General features: G+C 55.5%; 15 protein-coding genes. 8 read left to right on the top strand and 7 right to left on the bottom strand.

Annotation, left to right across the window (positions count from 1 at the left end):
- Nucleotides 1–8 precede the first annotated feature (8 nt).
- The 7 genes from HII30_RS15265 to fadR all read right to left on the bottom strand — a co-directional run bounded on the left by HII30_RS15265 (nucleotide 9) and on the right by fadR (nucleotide 4,916).
- Entirely contained in the window at nucleotides 9–974 is a 966-nt protein-coding gene (locus HII30_RS15265; protein ID WP_169505913.1) for a cation diffusion facilitator family transporter, read from the bottom strand.
- A gap of 12 nt (nucleotides 975–986) precedes the next feature.
- The gene (locus tag HII30_RS15260) at nucleotides 987–1,295 is read right to left on the bottom strand and encodes an ArsR/SmtB family transcription factor (RefSeq protein ID WP_169505912.1); all 309 of its coding nucleotides are present in this window, start codon (nucleotides 1,293–1,295) and stop codon (nucleotides 987–989) included.
- 133 nt (nucleotides 1,296–1,428) lie between these two features.
- Nucleotides 1,429–1,740, bottom strand: coding sequence for a hypothetical protein (locus HII30_RS15255; RefSeq protein ID WP_169505911.1), 312 nt, complete (start codon nucleotides 1,738–1,740; stop codon nucleotides 1,429–1,431).
- A 185-nt stretch (nucleotides 1,741–1,925) separates the two neighbouring features.
- Nucleotides 1,926–2,264: a DUF1801 domain-containing protein gene (locus HII30_RS15250; protein WP_169505910.1), complete on the bottom strand. Its 339-nt coding sequence runs from the start codon at nucleotides 2,262–2,264 to the stop codon at nucleotides 1,926–1,928.
- A gap of 74 nt (nucleotides 2,265–2,338) precedes the next feature.
- A complete protein-coding gene (locus HII30_RS15245; protein ID WP_169505909.1) occupies nucleotides 2,339–3,319 on the bottom strand; it encodes an electron transfer flavoprotein subunit alpha/FixB family protein in 981 nt (326 codons plus the stop codon).
- Nucleotides 3,320–3,495: 176 nt separating this feature from the next.
- Nucleotides 3,496–4,275, bottom strand: a complete 780-nt coding sequence (locus HII30_RS15240) for an electron transfer flavoprotein subunit beta/FixA family protein (protein ID WP_169505908.1) — start codon at nucleotides 4,273–4,275, stop codon at nucleotides 3,496–3,498.
- Nucleotides 4,276–4,319: 44 nt separating this feature from the next.
- Nucleotides 4,320–4,916, bottom strand: coding sequence for a fatty acid metabolism transcriptional regulator FadR (gene fadR / locus HII30_RS15235; RefSeq protein ID WP_169505907.1), 597 nt, complete (start codon nucleotides 4,914–4,916; stop codon nucleotides 4,320–4,322).
- Between the two features lie 156 nt (nucleotides 4,917–5,072).
- On the opposite strand from fadR, the gene HII30_RS15230 reads away from it, so the two are divergent.
- The 8 genes from HII30_RS15230 to rnr form a co-directional block, all read left to right on the top strand.
- Nucleotides 5,073–7,253, top strand: coding sequence for a (Fe-S)-binding protein (locus HII30_RS15230; protein ID WP_169505906.1), 2,181 nt, complete (start codon nucleotides 5,073–5,075; stop codon nucleotides 7,251–7,253).
- Entirely contained in the window at nucleotides 7,250–9,694 is a 2,445-nt protein-coding gene (locus tag HII30_RS15225) for a 3-hydroxyacyl-CoA dehydrogenase/enoyl-CoA hydratase family protein (RefSeq protein WP_169505905.1), read from the top strand. The genes HII30_RS15230 and HII30_RS15225 overlap by 4 nt, the downstream gene beginning before the upstream one ends.
- Before the next feature lie 172 nt (nucleotides 9,695–9,866).
- The gene (locus tag HII30_RS15220) at nucleotides 9,867–11,069 is read left to right on the top strand and encodes an acetyl-CoA C-acyltransferase (protein WP_169505904.1); all 1,203 of its coding nucleotides are present in this window, start codon (nucleotides 9,867–9,869) and stop codon (nucleotides 11,067–11,069) included.
- Nucleotides 11,062–12,852, top strand: a complete 1,791-nt coding sequence (locus HII30_RS15215; protein ID WP_169505903.1) for an acyl-CoA dehydrogenase family protein — start codon at nucleotides 11,062–11,064, stop codon at nucleotides 12,850–12,852. The genes HII30_RS15220 and HII30_RS15215 overlap by 8 nt, the downstream gene beginning before the upstream one ends.
- A 93-nt stretch (nucleotides 12,853–12,945) precedes the next feature.
- Nucleotides 12,946–14,616 (top strand): long-chain-fatty-acid--CoA ligase, encoded by a 1,671-nt coding sequence (locus HII30_RS15210; protein WP_169505902.1) that lies wholly within the window; start codon nucleotides 12,946–12,948, stop codon nucleotides 14,614–14,616.
- A 766-nt stretch (nucleotides 14,617–15,382) separates the two neighbouring features.
- The gene (locus HII30_RS15205) at nucleotides 15,383–15,853 is read left to right on the top strand and encodes a PaaI family thioesterase (RefSeq protein ID WP_169505901.1); all 471 of its coding nucleotides are present in this window, start codon (nucleotides 15,383–15,385) and stop codon (nucleotides 15,851–15,853) included.
- Between the two features lie 272 nt (nucleotides 15,854–16,125).
- On the top strand, nucleotides 16,126–16,356 hold the full coding sequence (gene secG, locus HII30_RS15200) for a preprotein translocase subunit SecG (RefSeq protein WP_169505900.1): 231 nt from the start codon (nucleotides 16,126–16,128) through the stop codon (nucleotides 16,354–16,356).
- A 236-nt stretch (nucleotides 16,357–16,592) separates the two neighbouring features.
- Nucleotides 16,593–18,889: ribonuclease R (gene rnr / locus HII30_RS15195; RefSeq protein ID WP_169505899.1), on the top strand; the 2,297-nt coding region annotated here is incomplete at its 3' end.

Here is an 18,889-nt window from a genome sequence, read left to right as displayed (position 1 = left end):
AAGAATCCCTACACTTTCAATTCCGCATGTCTGGTAGCGGAGGTTTCGATTTGGATGGTGGTGTGTTCGATGTGAAACTGCTCGGCAATCAGCGAGATGGCTTGCTGCAAAATATGCTGCTGATCCCCATCATCCCCAACCAACAGGTGGCAGCTCAGCGAATCGAGACCGGACGTTATGCTCCAGATATGGAGATCATGCACGTTAATAACGCCAGGGATATCCTCCAGTGCCTGCTGTACCTGAGAGGAGTCGATGGAATGCGGCGTCCCCTCCATCAAAATATGCACGGTATGCGTAATGACGCCCCAGGCACCTTTCAGAATCAAAAGGGCAACCAGCACGCTGATGATCGGATCCGCAATATACCAGCCGAAGAGCAGCATCACAGCACCTGCAGCAATGGCACCTACGGAACCCAGCGCGTCTCCGAGCACATGAAGATAGGCGCTGCGCATATTGATGTTATTTTTGACATCGCCTTTTCTCATGAGTGACCATGCACTGAGGATATTGGCGAGCAGCCCGATCGAGGCAATCAGCATCATGGATCCGCTGGCTACGGCAGGAGGCTCAAGAAATCGCCCATAAGCTTCCCAGATGATAAAGCCGGCCACAACAAACAACGTGACACCGTTCAGAAGTGCTGCCAGAATTTCAAACCGGTAAAAACCGAACGTCTTCTTGGAGGAAGCGGGCCGGGCTGCAAAAGATACAGCGGCCAGGCTCAGCAGCAGCGATACCGCATCATTCAGCATATGTCCGCTGTCAGACAGCAGGGCAAGGCTGTTCGTAATCAGGCCGCCAAAGAACTCCAGCAGCATGATGCTGAACGTAATGATGAGCGCGATGATCAGGCCTTTTTTATTGCCGTTTGCATCCATGCCGTGGTGATGACCGTGACCGTGATCATGCCCGTGTCCGTGCCCATGATGACCGTGATGTCCGTGATGAGAATGGTTATGTGAGCTCATAGCTTCTACCTCCTAACAATGCTCGGCATGGCGGATCGCCTGCTTCAGCAAAGAGATGACGTGATCGTCGTCGCATGAGTAGATGATGGTGGTGCCTTCCCGCCGGTTTTTGACCAGCTTCATGGTTCGCAGCAGGCTCAGCTGGTGGGAGACTGCCGACTGGGAGATATCCAGCACCTCTGTAATGTGGCTGACAGGACACTCTTCTTGAGACAGCATGTAGAGAATCCGTATCCTCGTCGGATCGGACAATGCCTTGAAAATCCGGGATACGTCGTCAACCGTTTCAGGCTTTAAAAAAGAATGTTCATGAGCTTCCATTTGGGATTCGCCGCCTTTGTGTATTCAATATGTACCGTATATTCTATATATGAGCATATACTCATATATAGAATATACGGGGTGAGGAAACTATTGTCAATCATCCGGTGGAGCATTAATCAGAAGATGGTCCTCAATCAGAGTCAGCACCATTACCGTATAAGGTCTTATCTACTTGAATCCAATTCACTAGATCAGATCTGTGAGCAGGATAAATGGTCTCCAAATCGAAGTGCTCTTTTAAAAATCGAATACCTTTGTCTGTAATTCTGGTTTGTTTTAATGAATAGAAATCTCCTACCACTAAAATTTTGTCAAGATATCCTTGCTTCTCTAACAGTTTGACCATCCTGAGGAATTCATGTTCCTGAATCCCGTAATCCTTGCTCTCTGGGGTGAATTCCTTTTTGTGAATCTCTCTTAAAATACTATAGCCAACTCTCATCTAAAGCCATCTCCAATGGGATACCAATATGGAACAGGCCTGGTTTACGCAGGCCTTTTGAGCGAATACTCGAAATTATGCAGTGGACTAGCCATATGTAACATTGATGAAGTAAAAGGAGATGCAGTTGAAGGAGCAGGAAGGAGCTGTTTATGCCGCGCATCTCCAGAGAGCCTCACGCGGTCTCACAATGTGCTGGAAGCCTGGGCCAGCAGGGAGGACAGCTGATCGTAGTCCGGCTCATCCCCCTCGCGGATCTTCAGCCACTTGCGTTCCGGGGGGCCCTCAAATCCCTTAGGGACTTCAAGCTCGCCTGCATTCATAATCATAAACGCAATGGCATCCTTGGACGGGGAAATCACGGCCGCATAATGCCCATTTTTTAAAAAATGAGGCTTCTTGTACTGAATGCGTTCCTCCGCGTCCGGAATGGTGTTGTGGACCAGCTGTCTCAGCCGGCTGCAGAGCTCGCTTTGCCACGGATTTGGCAGCTGCTCAATAAAAGCAGTTACGTCTGTACTCATACACCCAACTCCTCCTTGGTATGGAATAAAGTTCTATTTATAAATATAATCCATGTTCCGCGGAGGGACAATCGTTAGTTCAGCACTTTGCGGAATTCCATCGTTAACAAAGGCAGAATGTCGAACAGATCCCCGACAATGCCGTAGTCCGCCACTTTAAAAATCGGCGCTTCCGGATCCTTGTTAATCGCGATAATGATGCGCGACTGGCTCATGCCGGCCAGATGCTGGATCGCCCCGCTGATCCCGCAGGCGATGTAAATCTCCGGTGTGACCACTTTGCCGGTCTGCCCGATCTGCAGGGCATAGTCGCAGTAACCGGCATCGCAGGCTCCGCGGGAAGCCCCCACCGCGCCGCCGAGCAGCCCGGCAAGCTCTTCCAGCGGCTTGAAGCCGTCCGCACTCTTGACGCCGCGTCCGCCGGAAATGACAATGTTCGCTTCGGACAAGTCGATGCTGCCGGTCGTTTTGCGGACGACATTCTTGACCACCGACCGAAGAGATGGCGTCGGGTAAGCAAGCTCTGTGATGGCAGAGGGATTCCTTGAAGCATCAGGGGCTGCGGCTGCAATATTATTGGGGCGGATGGTGATGACAGCAGGCCGGGTGGTAAAGCTCCGTTTCTCAAAGGCCTTGCCAGCATATAAGGGCCGGGTAAACAGGCCTTCGCCGTCCTTGATTTCAATGGAGGTGACATCTGAGATCTGCCCTGCCCCCATGCTGGAGGCGATCACTGGAGCCAGGTCGCGCCCGAGCGCTGTGTGGCCGAAGAGGACGACAGTTGGCTGTGCTTCAGACACGGCAGCCTGAATGGCCGCAGCATAGGCATCCGGTGTGTAATGCTCCAGATCCTCATCCTCAATTGTATAGATGATCTCCGCTCCATACGCCGAAAGTACCGCAGCGGCATCGGCTGTGTTCGATCCGGCGGCCAGCACAATCCGTATGAAATCCCCTTCCTGCGCCAGAAGCTGCGCTGCTCCCAGCGTCTCGAGAGCAACCTGCCTCAGCTTTCCTTCCCGCATTTCCGCAAACACCAGCAAAAATTGACTCATCACAATGACCTCCTTGCTATATAAAATGAAGTTAAGATATTACCCTTCTATAACGGAGGTGACAAGTGATTCTGGAGAAGCGTCAGCGGTCGTAAGAACACTTGCCATCGCAGTAAACCAGAACGGTAACGTTTAACTTCAGTCATGACGGACGTCCCCGGCACCATACAATGGAACTAATCAGCGGTCGTATCAGGCTGCACCTTGGTCCGCAGCAGAGACACCAGCTCCTGCACTGCCGCAGCCGGTTCGCCTTTCAGAATGCGGCCGGCTTTGCGCTCCGGCGGCAGAAACAGCGCCGCCTGCTTCGTCGCAGGCTGAATCTCATTCGGCGAAAGACCAAGATCATCCAGGGTCAGGCGCGTAAAAGGTTTCTTCTTCGCCTTCATAATGCCGGGCAGGGAGGGGTAGCGCGGCTCATTCAGTCCCTGCTGGGCAGTGAACAGCGCCGGGAGAGGCACTTCCACCACCTCCAGATCGCCTTCGGCATCCCGGTGGACTTCAGCGCTTCCGCCGCTAACCGTCAGCTTCGTAATGGAGCCGGCATGCGGGATGCCCAGCAGTGTCGCTGTACGGACAGCGACCTGCCCGCCGCCGCGGTCGACCGAGAAGCTCCCGCCGAGGATGAGATCGGCGTTCTCCCGGACCAGATAGGTATGAAGAACCTTGGATACCGCATATTCGTCATCCGGAATTCGCTCATCCGTAATCAGCACGGCCTCATCCGCCCCCATGGCCAGCGCGGTTCGCAGCGCTTCCGCTGTCCGTTCCGGTCCTGCTGACAGCAGCTTTACGCTGCCGCCGTGCTCATCGCGGAGCCTGACCGCTTCTTCCACCGCATACTCGTCATAAGGATTGATCACAAAGGTGACGCCGTCTTCGCAGACGGCTCCTTGGTCCAGCGTTATTTTTTCCTCCGTATCCAGCGTCTGCTTCAAAAGAACAACGATCTTCATACATCACCTCTCCTTTCATGTGGAACCATCGTGAACATGGGATTCTATGCGTAAGGCCTGCCGGTCATGCCGTGCAGAAAGAAACGCAGCGTATCCTCGACCTGCCCGCTCAGCGAATATTTTCGTCCCGAAATCAGCCAGGAGGTGACCGCTTCATCCATCGCACCAAAGATCAGCTTCCGCACCAGCTTGATATTCAGGCCCGGCTGGAACACCTTCTCCTCCATACCCTGCTGCACAATCTGCTCGATCAGCTGAAAATACGGCTTCAGCGCACTCCCGATGGCCTTCCGCAGCTCCAAATCACTCTGCCTCAGCTCGATCTGGGTCACGTAAGCGAGATCAGGGTTCTGTTCCAGCTCGCTAAAATGTATCTCGCACACCTTGCGGAGTGCCTGCGCCGGATCGCCCACGCCTTCCACATGGTCATGGAACTTCCCGACGAGCTCGCCCAGCCTTTCCTGGAACAAGGAAATGAGGATATCCTCCTTTCGCTTGAAGTACAAATAGATCGTTCCGTCAGCCACACCGGCGGCTTTGGCAATTTTGGAAACCTGGGAGCGGTGGTAGCCATGCTCGGCAAATACCTTCAGGGCACCCTGGAGTATGAGCTGGTATTTTTCAGTTTTTTTCGTTGTCACGATGCATCACCCCTGGTATCAAAATATACGGTCATTTTATTTTTTATGAATGAATCCTCATTCATTTTTCAGGCGCGGTGATCATAGGATACTGTCGTAACCGTTATCATGAGGTGCTGCGGCGTAAATACATTTTTCAAAAAAGGGGGTGATACGATGAGCTGGCCCATTCTTCATGCAATCCTCTTCGTCCTCGTCACCGGCGGGGCGCTGTTCATGTTTGCGACTGTAATATACCGCCGTTATCTGTACATTCGGCTTGGCAAAAGAACTCCTCTCCAGCCCAAGTGGAGGGAGCGGCTTCAAGGCTTCGCAGTTCAAGTGTTCGGCCAGAGCAAGCTGCTCAAGGACCGCCGAAGCGGTGTCATGCACTTCGTTATTTTTTACGGATTTATCATCCTTCAGTTTGGCGCGCTGGACATCATCTGGAAAGGACTCAGCGGACATCGGCTGCCGATTCCGGGCTACGAGGGTTTCATCCTGATGCAGGAGGTGACGGTGTCACTCATTGTGCTGGCTGCGGGGTATGCGGCATACCGGCGGTACGGGGAGAAGTTGAAGCGGCTCAAACGGGGCTGGAAGCCGGGCATCGTCGTGGTGCTGATCACCTCGCTGATGATATCCGTGTTGCTAACGATGGCTATGGAGCGGCTGAGAGAGGGGCTGTCTTTCTCGGGGATGGCGCCGGTGTCGTCTAGTCTGGCTGCGGTTTTCGCATGGATGCCGGAGTCAGGGGTCGCTGTCGCATATTACGCATTCTGGTGGATTCATCTGCTGATCCTGCTGTCTTTTCTGGTGTATGTGCCGCAGTCGAAGCATTTTCACCTTATCACCGCACCGGTCAACATTTTACTGCGGCGCACAGAACCGCCCGGACGATTATCTTCGCTTGATCTGGAGGACGAGGAGGCGGAAAGCTTCGGAACAGGCCGTATCGAGGACTTTACGCAAAAGCAGATGCTCGACTTCTACGCCTGCGTGGAGTGCGGCCGCTGCACGAATGTGTGTCCGGCCTCGAACACCGGCAAGCTGCTGTCTCCCATGCACATGATCGTGAAGCTGAGGGATCATCTGACGGAAAAAGGAGCCGTGCTCACCTCCAGGTCACCCTGGATGCCTGCAGCGATATTCGCCGCACCCGGTACGCATCAGATAAGTACAGCGCAGGGCGCCATGAAACTTGGGAATGGAGAGGGAGTGACGGATATTGCGCCGACCATGGCCGCCCAGAAGGCGTCATGGCATCAGGTACAGGGCGTGGATCCCCGCAATGTGCAGCTCATCGGCGGGGTGATGACAGAGGAAGAGATCTGGGCATGCACGACCTGCCGAAACTGTGAGGATCAGTGTCCGGTGAGCAACGAGCATGTTGACAAGATTATCGACCTGCGCCGTCACCTTGTGCTGATGGAAGGACGTGTGCCGCAGGAGGCGCAGCGGGCGATGATGAACATCGAGCGACAGGGCAATCCATGGGGCATCAGCCGCAGCGACCGCAGCAAGTGGGTGACGGAAGTGGACCCGGGTGGAAAGCTGGGACTTATCATACCGACGGTCAAGGAAAACCCGGGATTTGAGTACCTGTTCTTCGTCGGCTCCATGGGATCCTACGATAACCGCAGCCGGAGCATCACCCGGGCATTGGTAAGGCTCCTGAACGAAGCGGGTGTCAGCTTTGCGATCCTGGGCAGCGAAGAGAAGAATTCCGGGGATACGCCGCGGCGTATGGGCAATGAGCTGCTGTTTCAGCAGCTGTGTCGTGAGAATATCGCCGCCTTTCAGAAAGCGAATGTTACCAAAATTGTGACTGCCTGTCCGCACACCTTCAATACACTGAAGAACGAGTACCCGGAATTCGGGCTGGAGGCAGAGGTACTGCATCATACCCAGCTGCTGGATGAGCTGGTCAGGAGCGGACGGCTTAGCCCTTCTTACCCGGTACCGGAGCGTATCACGTACCATGACTCCTGCTACCTTGGCCGTTATAACGAAGAGTATGAGGCGCCGCGGAACATTCTCCGGACCATTCCCGGCGTCAAGCTGGCCGAGATGGAGCGCACCCGGGAGAACGGCATGTGCTGCGGGGCTGGAGGCGGCCGGATGTGGATGGAAGAAGGTGCCGGCAAGCGTGTCAATATCGCCCGCACGGAACAGGCTCTTGCGGTATCCGTGAGCATGATCAGCTCCGCCTGTCCGTACTGTCTCACCATGCTGGAGGACGGCATCAAGGAAAAAGAAGCCGAAGAACAGGTCAAGACCCGCGATATTGCCGAGATTCTGGAGATGTCTGTCTTTGGACCGTCACCCATTCAAGAACAGGAGGTCATGATGCCATGAGTTCTACGCTGAACCTTGAGACCGCTGGCGGCCACAGGAAAACCGGGCACCATATCACCAAGGCTGCCGTCATCGGTTCCGGTGTTATGGGATGCGGCATTGCCGCCCATCTCGCCAATGCAGGGATACCATGTCTGCTGCTGGATATCGTGCCAACCTCGCTTACGCCGGAGGAAGTAAAGGCAGGCCTTACGCTGGAGTCGCCCAAGGTCCGGAACCGGCTGGCATCAGCCGCTGTGGCCGGCTTGCCTGGAGCAGGCAGCGCAACGCTGTATCGGCCCCTTTTTGCAGAACGAATTACGCCCGGCAATATAGAGGATCATCTGCATCAGTTAAAGGAAGCCGACTGGATCATCGAGGTGGTTACCGAGCGGCTGGACATTAAACAGCAGATTCTGGCTCTGATTGAAAGTCTGCGCAAGCCCTCTGCGTTCGTCAGCACCAACACCTCCGGCATTTCCATAAACGCCATGGCGCAGAACCGCAGCGAAGATTTTAGGCGTCATTTTCTCGGCACCCATTTTTTCAATCCGCCACGGCATATGAAGCTGCTGGAGATTATACCGGGGTCTGATACAGATCCGGGGGTGACGGCGTTTATGACCGAATTCTGTCAGCGGCGGCTCGGTAAAGGGGTCGTGCTGGCCAAGGATACTCCGAATTTTATCGCCAACCGGATCGGTACGTACGGACTGCTTGTGACGCTGCGGGAGATGCTTGCAGGCGGATATACCGTGGAGGAAGTTGATGCCGTCACAGGACCGGTGCTGGGGCGACCGAAGAGTGCGACCTTCCGTACGCTGGATCTGGTCGGCATCGATACATTCCTGCATGTCGCCCGCAATGTGTCTGATCATGTGCCGGATGGTGCAGAGAAGGACATATTCACGGTCCCGGATGTCATGCTGGAGCTGGTATCGCGCGGCTGGACAGGAGAGAAGGGTGGTCAAGGCTTTTACAAAAAAATAAAGGGAGAAAACGGCAGCCAGATTCTGTCGCTGAACCTTTCGACGATGGAGTATCATCCAGCGGGAAAAGTGAAAGCTTCGTCTCTGGAGGCGGCAAAAGCAGCTAAAGGTATCCGCAGCAAAATCCGGGCTTTTCTGGGCACGGAGGACCGGTATTCAGCTCTGGGCTGGAATGTGCTGAAACAGGTGCTGATCTATGCTGCGGAAAAACTGGGTGAAATCGCCGACTCCATTCAGGACATCGATCATGCTATGAAATGGGGCTTCAACTGGGAACTGGGGCCGTTTGAAATGTGGGATTTGATGGGCTTGGTGAAAACGGTGCAGCGTATGGAAGAGGAGGGTCTTACGGTTCCGGTCTGGGTGAAGGCATGGATTGCGGCAGGGAACGAATCATTCTACCAGGTGAGAGAGGGCGGCACCTTTCACTACTTCAAGGGTGAGTACCGGGGCGTTGAGGAAAAGCCTGAACACATCTCCCTGCAGGCCCTGAAGGCGCAGAGCCGGAACATGATTATCCGTTCGAACAGCGGTGCGAATCTGATTGACATCGGGGACGGGGTGGCGTGTCTGGAATTCAGCTCTCCGAACAATGCAATCGGTGCTGACATTCTGTCCATGATCTCGCAGAGTGTTGAAGAGGTCCGCGCCAATTACCGCGGGCTGGTCATTGCGAACGAAGGCCGCAACTTCTGCGTGGGTGCCAATCTGATGCTGATGCTGATGGAGGCGCAGAGCGGGGAATGGGATGAGATCGATGAGATGATTACGCAGTTCCAGAGCAGCATGATGAAGCTGAAGAGATTGGAGAAGCCGGTCGTGGCAGCACCGCACCGGATGACCCTGGGCGGTGGTGTGGAGGCTTGCCTGCCGGCTGACCGGATCTTGTTCCAGGCCGAGACTTATTTCGGACTGGTGGAGACCGGTGTCGGCCTCATTCCGGCAGGGGGAGGCTGCAAGGAGACGGTGCTGCAGATCAGCGGCAGGCATCCTGACCGGGACAGTGACATGCAGCGAGAGATCAACAAGGCGTTTGAGATGATCGCGATGGCCAAAACCTCATCCAGCGGCCATGAAGCGCTGGAGATGTATGGCCGCAGGCATGATGCTGTACTCATGAATCCGGATTACCGGATTTATGAGGCGAAGCAGGCGGTGCTGGCGCTGGAACGCGCAGGCTATACACCGCCTAGACCGGGCAGGGCCCGGGTCAGCGGGCGCGACGGCCGCGCCGTCCTGCAGATGGGCGCGCTGGGGATGAAGCACAGCGGGTACATCAGCGATTATGATTACCTGATCGCAAGCAAGCTCGCCGGGATTCTGACCGGCGGCGATGTGCCGGCAGGCACGGTCGTCAGCGAGCAATATCTGCTGGACCTGGAGCGCGAAGCGTTTCTGAGCCTGATCGGCGAGGCGAAGACCCAGCAGCGTATGCAGCACATGCTGGCCAAGGGCAAGCCGCTGCGGAACTAGGCAGCACATGCTGGCTGGCCAAAGATAAGTCGCTGCGGAACTATGCGGCACAAGGTCAGGGTACGGCGCAGGGCAGAGGAGATTGGGGGAGAGGGATGGCGAAGAAAGCTCATTCCCCGCAGCCCGTAACCCGAAGCAAACACATTCGCAATCGCAAGAGAGGTGGTTTGCCATGAGAGAAGCAGTCATTGTATCCCTGGCGCGCACGGCGGCCGGCAAAGCGGTGAAGGGCAGCTTCGCCCAGACGCGGGTCGAGGATCTGGGCAAAGCCGTGCTCCAGGCCGTCATCCACCGGGCGCCGGGGCTGACCATGGAGATGGCCGAGGATGTGATTCTCGGCTGCGCCATGCCTGAGGGGGAGCAGGGCCTGAACGTGGCGCGCATCATCTCGCTGTATTCGGGATATCCGGTGACCGTGCCGGCACTGACCGTGAACCGGTTCTGTGCTTCGGGACTGCAGGCGGTGGCTTTTGCCGCGGAGCGGATCATGCTCGGTCACGCCGACGTGATCATTGCCGGCGGGGTGGAGAGCATGAGCCATGTGCCCATGACCGGCTTCAGGCCGGCTCCGCATCCTGCCATCGTGCAGGAGATGCCGGAGGTTTACATGGGCATGGGGCACACGGCCGAGGCGGTGGCGAGAAGATTCGGCATCAGCCGGGAAGCGCAGGATGCCTTCGCCGCAGAGAGTCACCGCAAGGCGGCAGCGGCACTGGCTGCGGGCCGGTTCCGCGAGGAGATCGTTCCGGTCCCCGTAAAGCTCATTGCTGCAGATGAAGAGGGACAGCTCAAGACGCGCGAGTTCATCATGGATCAGGATGAAGGCATCAGACCGGATACCTCACCGGAAGGCCTGGCGCGGCTTACGCCGGCGTTTGCCCTTGGCGGTACAGTGACCGCGGGCAATGCATCCCAGATGAGCGACGGGGCCGCGGCCCTTGCCTTGATGAGCCGCGAGAAGGCGGAAGAGCTTGGTCTGGCGCCGCTTGCGACCTTCCGGTCGTTCGCGCTTGCCGGTGTCCCGCCGGAGATTATGGGTGTTGGTCCGGTGGAGGCGATCCCGAAGGCGCTGAAGCTGGCCGGGATTACGATGGAGCAGGTGGACCTCTTCGAGATCAATGAGGCGTTCGCTTCCCAGTGCCTGCACATTATTCAGGCACTGGGCATCGACGAGAGCAGAGTTAACGTCAATGGCGGGGCCATCGCGCTCGGGCATCCGCTCGGCTGTACCGGGGCGAAGCTTACGGTCAGCCTGGTGTCGGAGCTAGCCCGAAGGGGCGGCGGCTGCGGTGTTGTGAGCATGTGCATCGGCGGCGGGATGGGCGCTGCCGGGGTGTTCCAGGTCCATGAACGAAAGGAGACTGTGCATGAGTGAGCAGGAGATGAGACCGCCGAAGCTGGCCGGCGGCGGCTTTGTGATTCAGAACATGGAGATGGACCGTTTGTTTACCCCGGAGGATTTCACAGAGGAGCAGCGTATGATCGGCGAGACGGTGCGGAATTTCATCAGCGGAGAGGTGATACCAAGAGATGAAGACATCGAGAAGCTGGACTATGGATTGACTGTGGAGCTGCTGCGTAAATCCGGTGAGCTGGGTCTGCTCGGCGCAGATGTGCCTGAAGCGTACGGCGGCCTTGGCCTGGATAAGGTCAGCACGGCCCTGATCACGGAAGCCCTGGCCCGGGGTTCGTCGTTCGCGCTCTCGTTTGGTGCCCATGTTGGCATCGGCACACTGCCGATTGTGCTGTTCGGGAGCAAGGAGCAGAAAGAAAGGTACCTTCCGGACCTGGCTTCCGGCACCAAAATCGCCGCATACTGCCTCACCGAACCGGACTCCGGCTCCGATGCGCTGAGCGCCAAGACGACAGCGCGGCTGTCAGACGACGGCAGCCACTATGTGCTGAACGGATCCAAGCTGTACATTACGAATGCCGGCTTTGCGGATATTTTTATCGTGTACGCCAAGATCGACGGGGATCATTTTACCGCATTCATCGTGGAGAAGGGCATGGAGGGCTTCACCCTGGGACCTGAGGAGAAAAAAATGGGCATTAAAGGCTCCTCCACCCGGCCCTTGTTCTTCGAGGATGTAAAGGTACCGGCGGCCAACCTGCTGGGCGAGATCGGCAAGGGACACCGCATTGCCTTTAATATTTTGAACATTGGACGGTATAAGCTGGCAGCAGGAACGGTCGGGGGCGCGAAGGAGAGCATCGAGCTCAGTGTGAAGTACGCCAATACGCGCAAACAGTTCGGCGTGCCGATCTCCAGCTTCCCTCTGATCCGTAAGAAGTTGGCCGAGATGAACATGACCGCTTTTGTGATGGAGAGTATGGTCTACCGGACTGCCGGCCTGCTGGATGAGGCGATGCAGGATATCGACGACAGCGGCAGTGATGCAGGGGCAGCAGCGGCAGCTGCGATAGCAGAATATGCGATCGAGTGCTCGATCAACAAGGTGTTCACGTCCGAGGGACTGGATGCGATCGCAGATGAAGGAGTGCAGATTCACGGCGGCTGCGGTTACATTCAGGAGTACAAAATCGAACGGATTTACCGGGACTCCCGGATCAACCGGATTTTTGAAGGGACGAACGAGATTAACCGTCTGCTCATCCCCGGGACATTGCTCAAAAAAGCTATGAAAGGGCAGATTGCGCTCCTTGCCAAAGCCGAAAGTCTCCAGCGTGAGCTGCTTCAGCTTGTGCCGGGACAGACATTTGATGGAACCCTGGAGCAGGAAGACCATGTGCTGAGTATGGCCAAACATATTTTTCTGCTTACCGGCGGACTCGCTGTTCAAACCTATGGCACCCGGCTGGAGAAAGAACAGGAAATCCTCTCATCCCTGGCAGATATGATGATCGAGCTGTATGCCATGGAAAGCATTCTGCTCCGAACCCGAAAGCACATCCTTCGTACCTCGGAGGAAAAAGCGCTGCCTATGATCCAGATGACGCAGGTGTTCGTGTATGAGTCGCTGCAGCGGATGGATGCCCTGGCCAAGGAGATTCTGACCAGCGCGGCGAGCGGCGACATGCTGCGAATGCAGCTGTCGGTCCTCAAGAAGCTGACCCGCACCCAGCCGGTCAATACGGTGGCCCTGAAGCGCAGCATCGGTGAGCGTGTCGTGCGGAGCGAGCGGTACACCGTGTAAACAAACAGCAAGGCGCTCCTGCTGCATGCAGGCAGACCCTGGAGCAGGAGTGCAGCAGGCTGTACAGCAAACAGGAGAAAGGGATGGTTTTGTATGCAGGCAAAGCCTTGGCTCCCGTTTTATCCGGCTGAAGTCGCCCCGACGTATGACTATCCGAAACAAAATTTGGCCTTATTTCTTGTACGGTCCGCACAACAATACCCTAACCGGCCGGCGCTTTATTTTATGGGCAAAACCATCAGCTACAAGCAGCTGCTGCAGCAGTCTTACCGAATGGCGCACGTGCTGCGAAGCCTCGGCATCTCCAAAGGAGACCGGGTGGCCATTATGCTGCCGAATTGTCCGCAGGTGGTTATTGCGTATTACGGTGTGCTGCTGCTTGGCGGCGTGGCGGTCATGACGAATCCGCTGTATGTGGAGCGCGAGATCGCATATCAGATGAAGGACTCCGGCGCGAAAGTGATGGTGACGCTGGATTTGCTCTCAGCAAGAGTGGAAAAAGTGATGGGCGAGACGAATCTGCGCCATATGATCATCACCTCCATTCCGGATTATCTTCCTTTTCCGAAAAACCTCCTCTATCCCCTCAAGGCCAAAAAAAGCGGTCCGCTCCCCGTCATCCGCTACAGCGATACTATTCATTCTTTTAAGCATTTGCTGGACCATGCCCTGGATGATCCGATTTGTGAAAAAGTCGACGCCGAAAAAGACCTCGCTCTGCTGCAGTACACGGGAGGCACGACAGGCGTGCCCAAAGGGGTGATGCTGAGTCATCTGAACTTGATCGCGAATACGCTGCAAAGCGCTCACTGGTGTTATCAGGTGGAGCATGGGAAGGAACGGTATCTGGCGGCGATTCCTTGTTTTCATGTGTTCGGGCTAACCGTGCTGCTGAATCAGGCGATTTACCGGGCAGGGGAGCTGCTGCTTGTACCGCGGTTCGAGGTGGATCTCATTCTGGAACTCATTCGCAAAAGAAAACCGACGCTGTTTCCGGGCGCACCGACCATGTATATCGCGCTCATCCACCATCCCCGGATTCAAAAATATAATTTATCTTCATTAAATGCCTGCATCAGCGGATCGGCGGGTCTTCCGGCCGAGGTGCAGGATACGTTTGAGAAGCTGACCCAGGGCCGCCTGATCGAAGGATACGGACTGACCGAGGCGTCCCCCGTGACGCATGTCAATCCGATCTGGGGGCGGCGCAAGTCCGGTACGATCGGGCTGCCGATGCCGGACACGGAGGCGATGGTCGTCCACCCGGATACGGGAGAGGAGATGCCGATAGGGGAGCCGGGCGAGCTGATCGTGAGGGGACCGCAGGTCATGAAGGGGTACTGGAACCGGCCGGAGGAGACGTTTGATACGATCCGTGGCGGCTGGCTGTTCACCGGGGATATGGCGGTGATGGATGAGGAGGGGTATTTTCGGATCATCGACCGGAAGAAGGATATGATTATCGCAAGCGGATACAACATCTATCCTCGAGAAATCGAGGAGGTGCTGTATGAGCATCCTTCCGTGAAGGAAGCGGTCGTGGTCGGTACGAGAGATGCGTATCGCGGCGAGACGGTAAAAGCATTCATCGTGCTGAAGGACGGGATGCAGCCGGATGCGGCAGATATTGAGATATTTTGCCGGAGCCAGCTGGCTGCGTACAAGGTGCCGCGGGTGTACGTGTTCCGCGACTCGCTGCCCAAGACGATGATCGGCAAGGTGCTGCGGCGCAAGCTGCTGGAGGAAGAGGAGGGCGGCCCGTAGGGCGGCGTAATGGATGCGGGCGGGCTGTAGGGGGAGCGGCACGGTGGCGTAGTGGATGAACATCAGGCGGAGAGGCTTGGGGGCCACCGACGGCATAGGGATGCGGGCATGGGAGAAAGGGCGGGCTGCTGCTGGTATAAGGGATGCAGACGGGAGAGGGGCGGACCACCGGCATAAGGATGCGGGCGGGAGAGGAGCGACCCGGTGGCGTAGGAAAGGTAGGGCCTTCGCTATGTGGCCAGTTTGTGCGGACCGGAGAAAGGCAGGCCTTCGCATCTATCCCAGTGTGTGGGCGTGTTGGCATGGTGGTGATGCCAGTTTGTGGGGGCAGGTCAGTCTGCGTGAGGCTGCCGTGCTTGATTGTGCGGGCGAGGCTGACCGTGGCTGACCGCACCAAAAGAATACAGGTTTGTGCCGGCGGGTGGGAAAGGGTTGAAGGCGGACCGCCCGCCATTTGCCTGCCAGTTTAGAGGCGTGCTGGAAATAAGCTTGTTTTTCAAGCTTATTTGTCTCATTTTTCCTGTTCAGTAAAGTTTAAGGTTGAAAAACAATCTTAAAATCGCTGAATGACTTGCTGCAGAGTAGATTTGGGCGAAAAGTGAAAAAATAAGCGTGAAAATCAGTCTTATTGGGAAAATGGCTTCTGTTTTTGAAGAAATAAGATTGGAAAACAGTCTTAATGATGAATGTGAGGATTTCCCACCAGGCGGGCATCGGGCGCTAAGGGTATGTGCAAGTAATCAAATCAAAAAGGAGGTGCTGCGTCATGTTGGAGGGGGATGGACAGGAGTCGGAGTCACACACAGCTTATCTTCAGGGGATGACGAGAGCAGCTGCAGCGACATTTTGGGGATACCTGGGGTGTGAACTGGAATCAGCAGACAACAAAGCGGTGATAGTTACGCTGGAGGCGCAGCCGCATCATCTCAATCTGATGGGCATTGTGCACGGCGGCGTGCTCTCCTCCCTTATGGATAATGCGATGGGCATTGTGGTCATGCTGAAGCATCCTGAAGAATCTGTGGTGACGAGCAACTTGAATGTGCATTTTGTGATGCCGGCCAAGCAAGGAAAGCTGAGGGTAACAGCTCATATTGTGCATGAAGCCCGACGCTCTGTGACTGCGGAGTCCCGCATTACCGATGCCGAGGGCCAGATGGTCGCGCTCAGTACAGGGTCTTTTCGAGTGATTGGGGGAAATAGCGGAGTGGTTCATCAGACATCAGATCAGGCATGAGCATGTATATTCACATTTGACCGGAGCGGGTAATGCATGCTCATGAAAAACTCCCTGTTGCACAAGGGCGGATGTGTTTTTTTGCAAAGGGAAATTTATGCGTTACCATCATTGCGAAAACCCCACCAGCTTGTACCGCATTTTTCTTGTCAACTTGCAAGACGCTGTGATACAATAAAAATACTGTTTATGCATTTATGCTTTTGTCAACTTTGTCAGGTTTTTTGTTGTCATACATTTGCAGATGTTTACTCGTTTAGGAGGTGGAAGGTGTGGTCATGTTTTTAGAGGTACTGCTTGTGGTTTTCTCGATCGCGATGATCGTGGTCGTTCTTCTTCAGAAAGGTAAAAGTGCAGGTCTTGCAGGTGCCATCTCCGGCGGTGCTGAACATCTTTTCGGTAAAACGAAAGCTCGCGGTATGGATCTGGTTCTGCAGCGCGTCACGGTTGTGGTCGCTATCGGATTTATGATTCTGGCTATCGCAGTTGCTGCATTGAAATAATGTACACATAAAACCTTCGCTTTTTCAGTTATGGGAGAGCGGGGGTTTTTTTGATATCAATTACACATACATATTATGGATATTGAATCATACTTAGTGCCCGCAGCTGCCCCCGGGATACCCCGGATTAAATTCGTGTATACTAGGGTATGGGTATATATAGGTAAACGTTGGATAGAATTAGACTTTGATTTAACCGTAACATACTAAGACGTAAGTCCCCTTGAGGTGAAATGATGATAACAGAACAAAACCTACTTGATTTTATGCGGGAAACCGCCTATAAGCCGATGACGTACCAGGAACTGGAGCAGCACTTCGGGATTAGCGATGCGGGCGAGTTCCGTGAATTTTTGAAGCTGTTGAACGAATTGGAACAGTCCGGAAAAATCATTCTGACCCGCACCAACCGTTACGGCGTGCCGGAGCGGATGGATTTGCTCCGCGGGCGTGTGCAGGCTCATGCGAAAGGCTTTGCCTTCCTCATTCCTGATGACCGGGAGCACCCGGATGTATACATCCATGCGAATGATCTTAAAAGCGCCATGAACGGCGACATCGTCCTGGTGCGTGTGAGCTCCAAAAGCCAGGGCGGCGGCAAGCTGGAAGGCGAAGTAATCCGTATTGTCACCCGTTCGGTGACCCAGGTGGTTGGCGTGTTCCAGAACCATGAGGTATACGGGTTCGTGATTCCGGATGACAAGCGGATCAACCGGGATATTTTTATCCCGCGTGAAGCGATGAACGGTGCTGTAGACGGCGAAAAGGTCGTTGTGAAGCTGGTCAGCTATCCGGAGGGACGGGCTGCGGCAGAGGGCGAAGTGGTTGAGGTGCTGGGTCACAAGGATGATCCGGGCGTGGATATTTTGTCTATTATCCGCAAGCACCAGCTCCCGGAGAGCTTCCCGGAAGAGGTGACGGAAGAGGCAGAGCAGGCGCCAAGCTCGATCACGGAAGAAGAGATTCAACAGCAGGGCCGCCGCGATCTGCGCGGTCAGAACATTGTCACCATCGATGGTGAGGATGCGAAGGACCTGGATGATGCGGTCAATGTAGAGCGTCTGCCGAACGGTAACTACAAGCTGGGCGTTCATATTGCTGACGTTGGATACTATGTGCGTGAAGGATCTGCGCTGGACCGTGAAGCATATGCCCGCGGCTGCAGCGTGTATTTGGTAGACCGGGTTATTCCGATGCTGCCGCACCGCTTGTCGAACGGCATTTGCAGCTTGAATCCGCAAGTGGACCGCCTGACGCTGTCCTGTGAGATGGAGTTCAACGAGCAGATGAAGGTCGTGAAGCATGATGTTTTCACCAGTGTGATCAAGACCAAAGAGCGGATGACATATAATAATGTTCGCAAAATTCTCATTGATGAGGATCCGGAGTTGATCGAGCGTTACAGTGATCTGGTCGACGATTTCCGTCTGATGCGCGAGCTGGCGCTGAAGCTGCGGGACCGCCGGATGCGGCGCGGTGCGGTGGATTTTGATTTTGTAGAATCCAAGGTCATTGTGGACGAGAACGGCAAGGCAATCGATATTGTCAAAAGGGAGCGTTCCATCGCGGAGCAGATCATCGAGGAGTTCATGCTGGCGGCGAATGAGACGGTGGCCGAGCATTTCCACTGGCTGAAGGTGCCGTTCCTGTACCGGATTCACGAGGATCCGGACCCGGAGAAGCTGCAGAACTTTATGGCGTTCGCGGCCAATTTTGGACACCATGTGAAGGGCCGGGGCAACTCGGTGCATCCGCGTGCGCTGCAAAACCTGCTGGAGGACATCCAGGGTACGAAGGAACAGACGGTGCTCAGCACGATGATGCTGCGGTCGATGAAGCAGGCGAAGTATGATGCGGAGAGTACAGGACATTTTGGCCTCGCTGCAGAGTTTTATTCGCACTTTACGTCTCCGATCCGCCGGTATCCCGATCTTGTCATTCACCGGGTCATCCGGGAGGTGTTCGAGAACGGGAACACACTGACACCGAAGCGCCAGGAGTATCTCGGTGAGAAAATGCCGGATATTGCTCAGCAGTCCTCCGAGCGCGAGCGTGTGGCAGTAGATGCGGAGCGGGATACAGAAGCGCTGAAGAAAGCTGAGTACATGCTGGATAAGATTGGTGAAGAGTTCGAAGGCATGATCAGCAGTGTAACAAGCTTCGGCATGTTTATCGAGCTGGAAAATACGGTTGAAGGCCTGATCCGGCTCAGTGCGCTGACCGATGATTATTATCATTTTGATGAGCAGCATATGGCGCTAATCGGGGAGCGGACCTCGAAGGTGTTCCGCATCGGCGATGAGGTGAAGGTTCGCGTGGCGAACGTGAACATGGACGAGCACACCATCGATTTTGAGATGGTGGATATGAAGCCGCGCAGCGAAGGCGGAAGCCGGGGCGGCAAGCGCGGCGGCGGAACTGGCGGAGGCGGCCGGGGCTTTGGCGGCCGTGATGGCGGTGCGCGCGGCGGGGCCAAAGGCGGCAAGCGCGGCGGTGGTAAGCGCGGCGGCGATGCAGCGCCGGCTGCTGCGGG

It is taken from the genome of Paenibacillus lemnae (assembly GCF_012933385.1).
In the GTDB taxonomy this organism is placed as follows: domain Bacteria; phylum Bacillota; class Bacilli; order Paenibacillales; family Paenibacillaceae; genus Paenibacillus_AQ; species Paenibacillus_AQ lemnae.
This window is presented reverse-complemented; position numbering and strand designations above follow the sequence as displayed.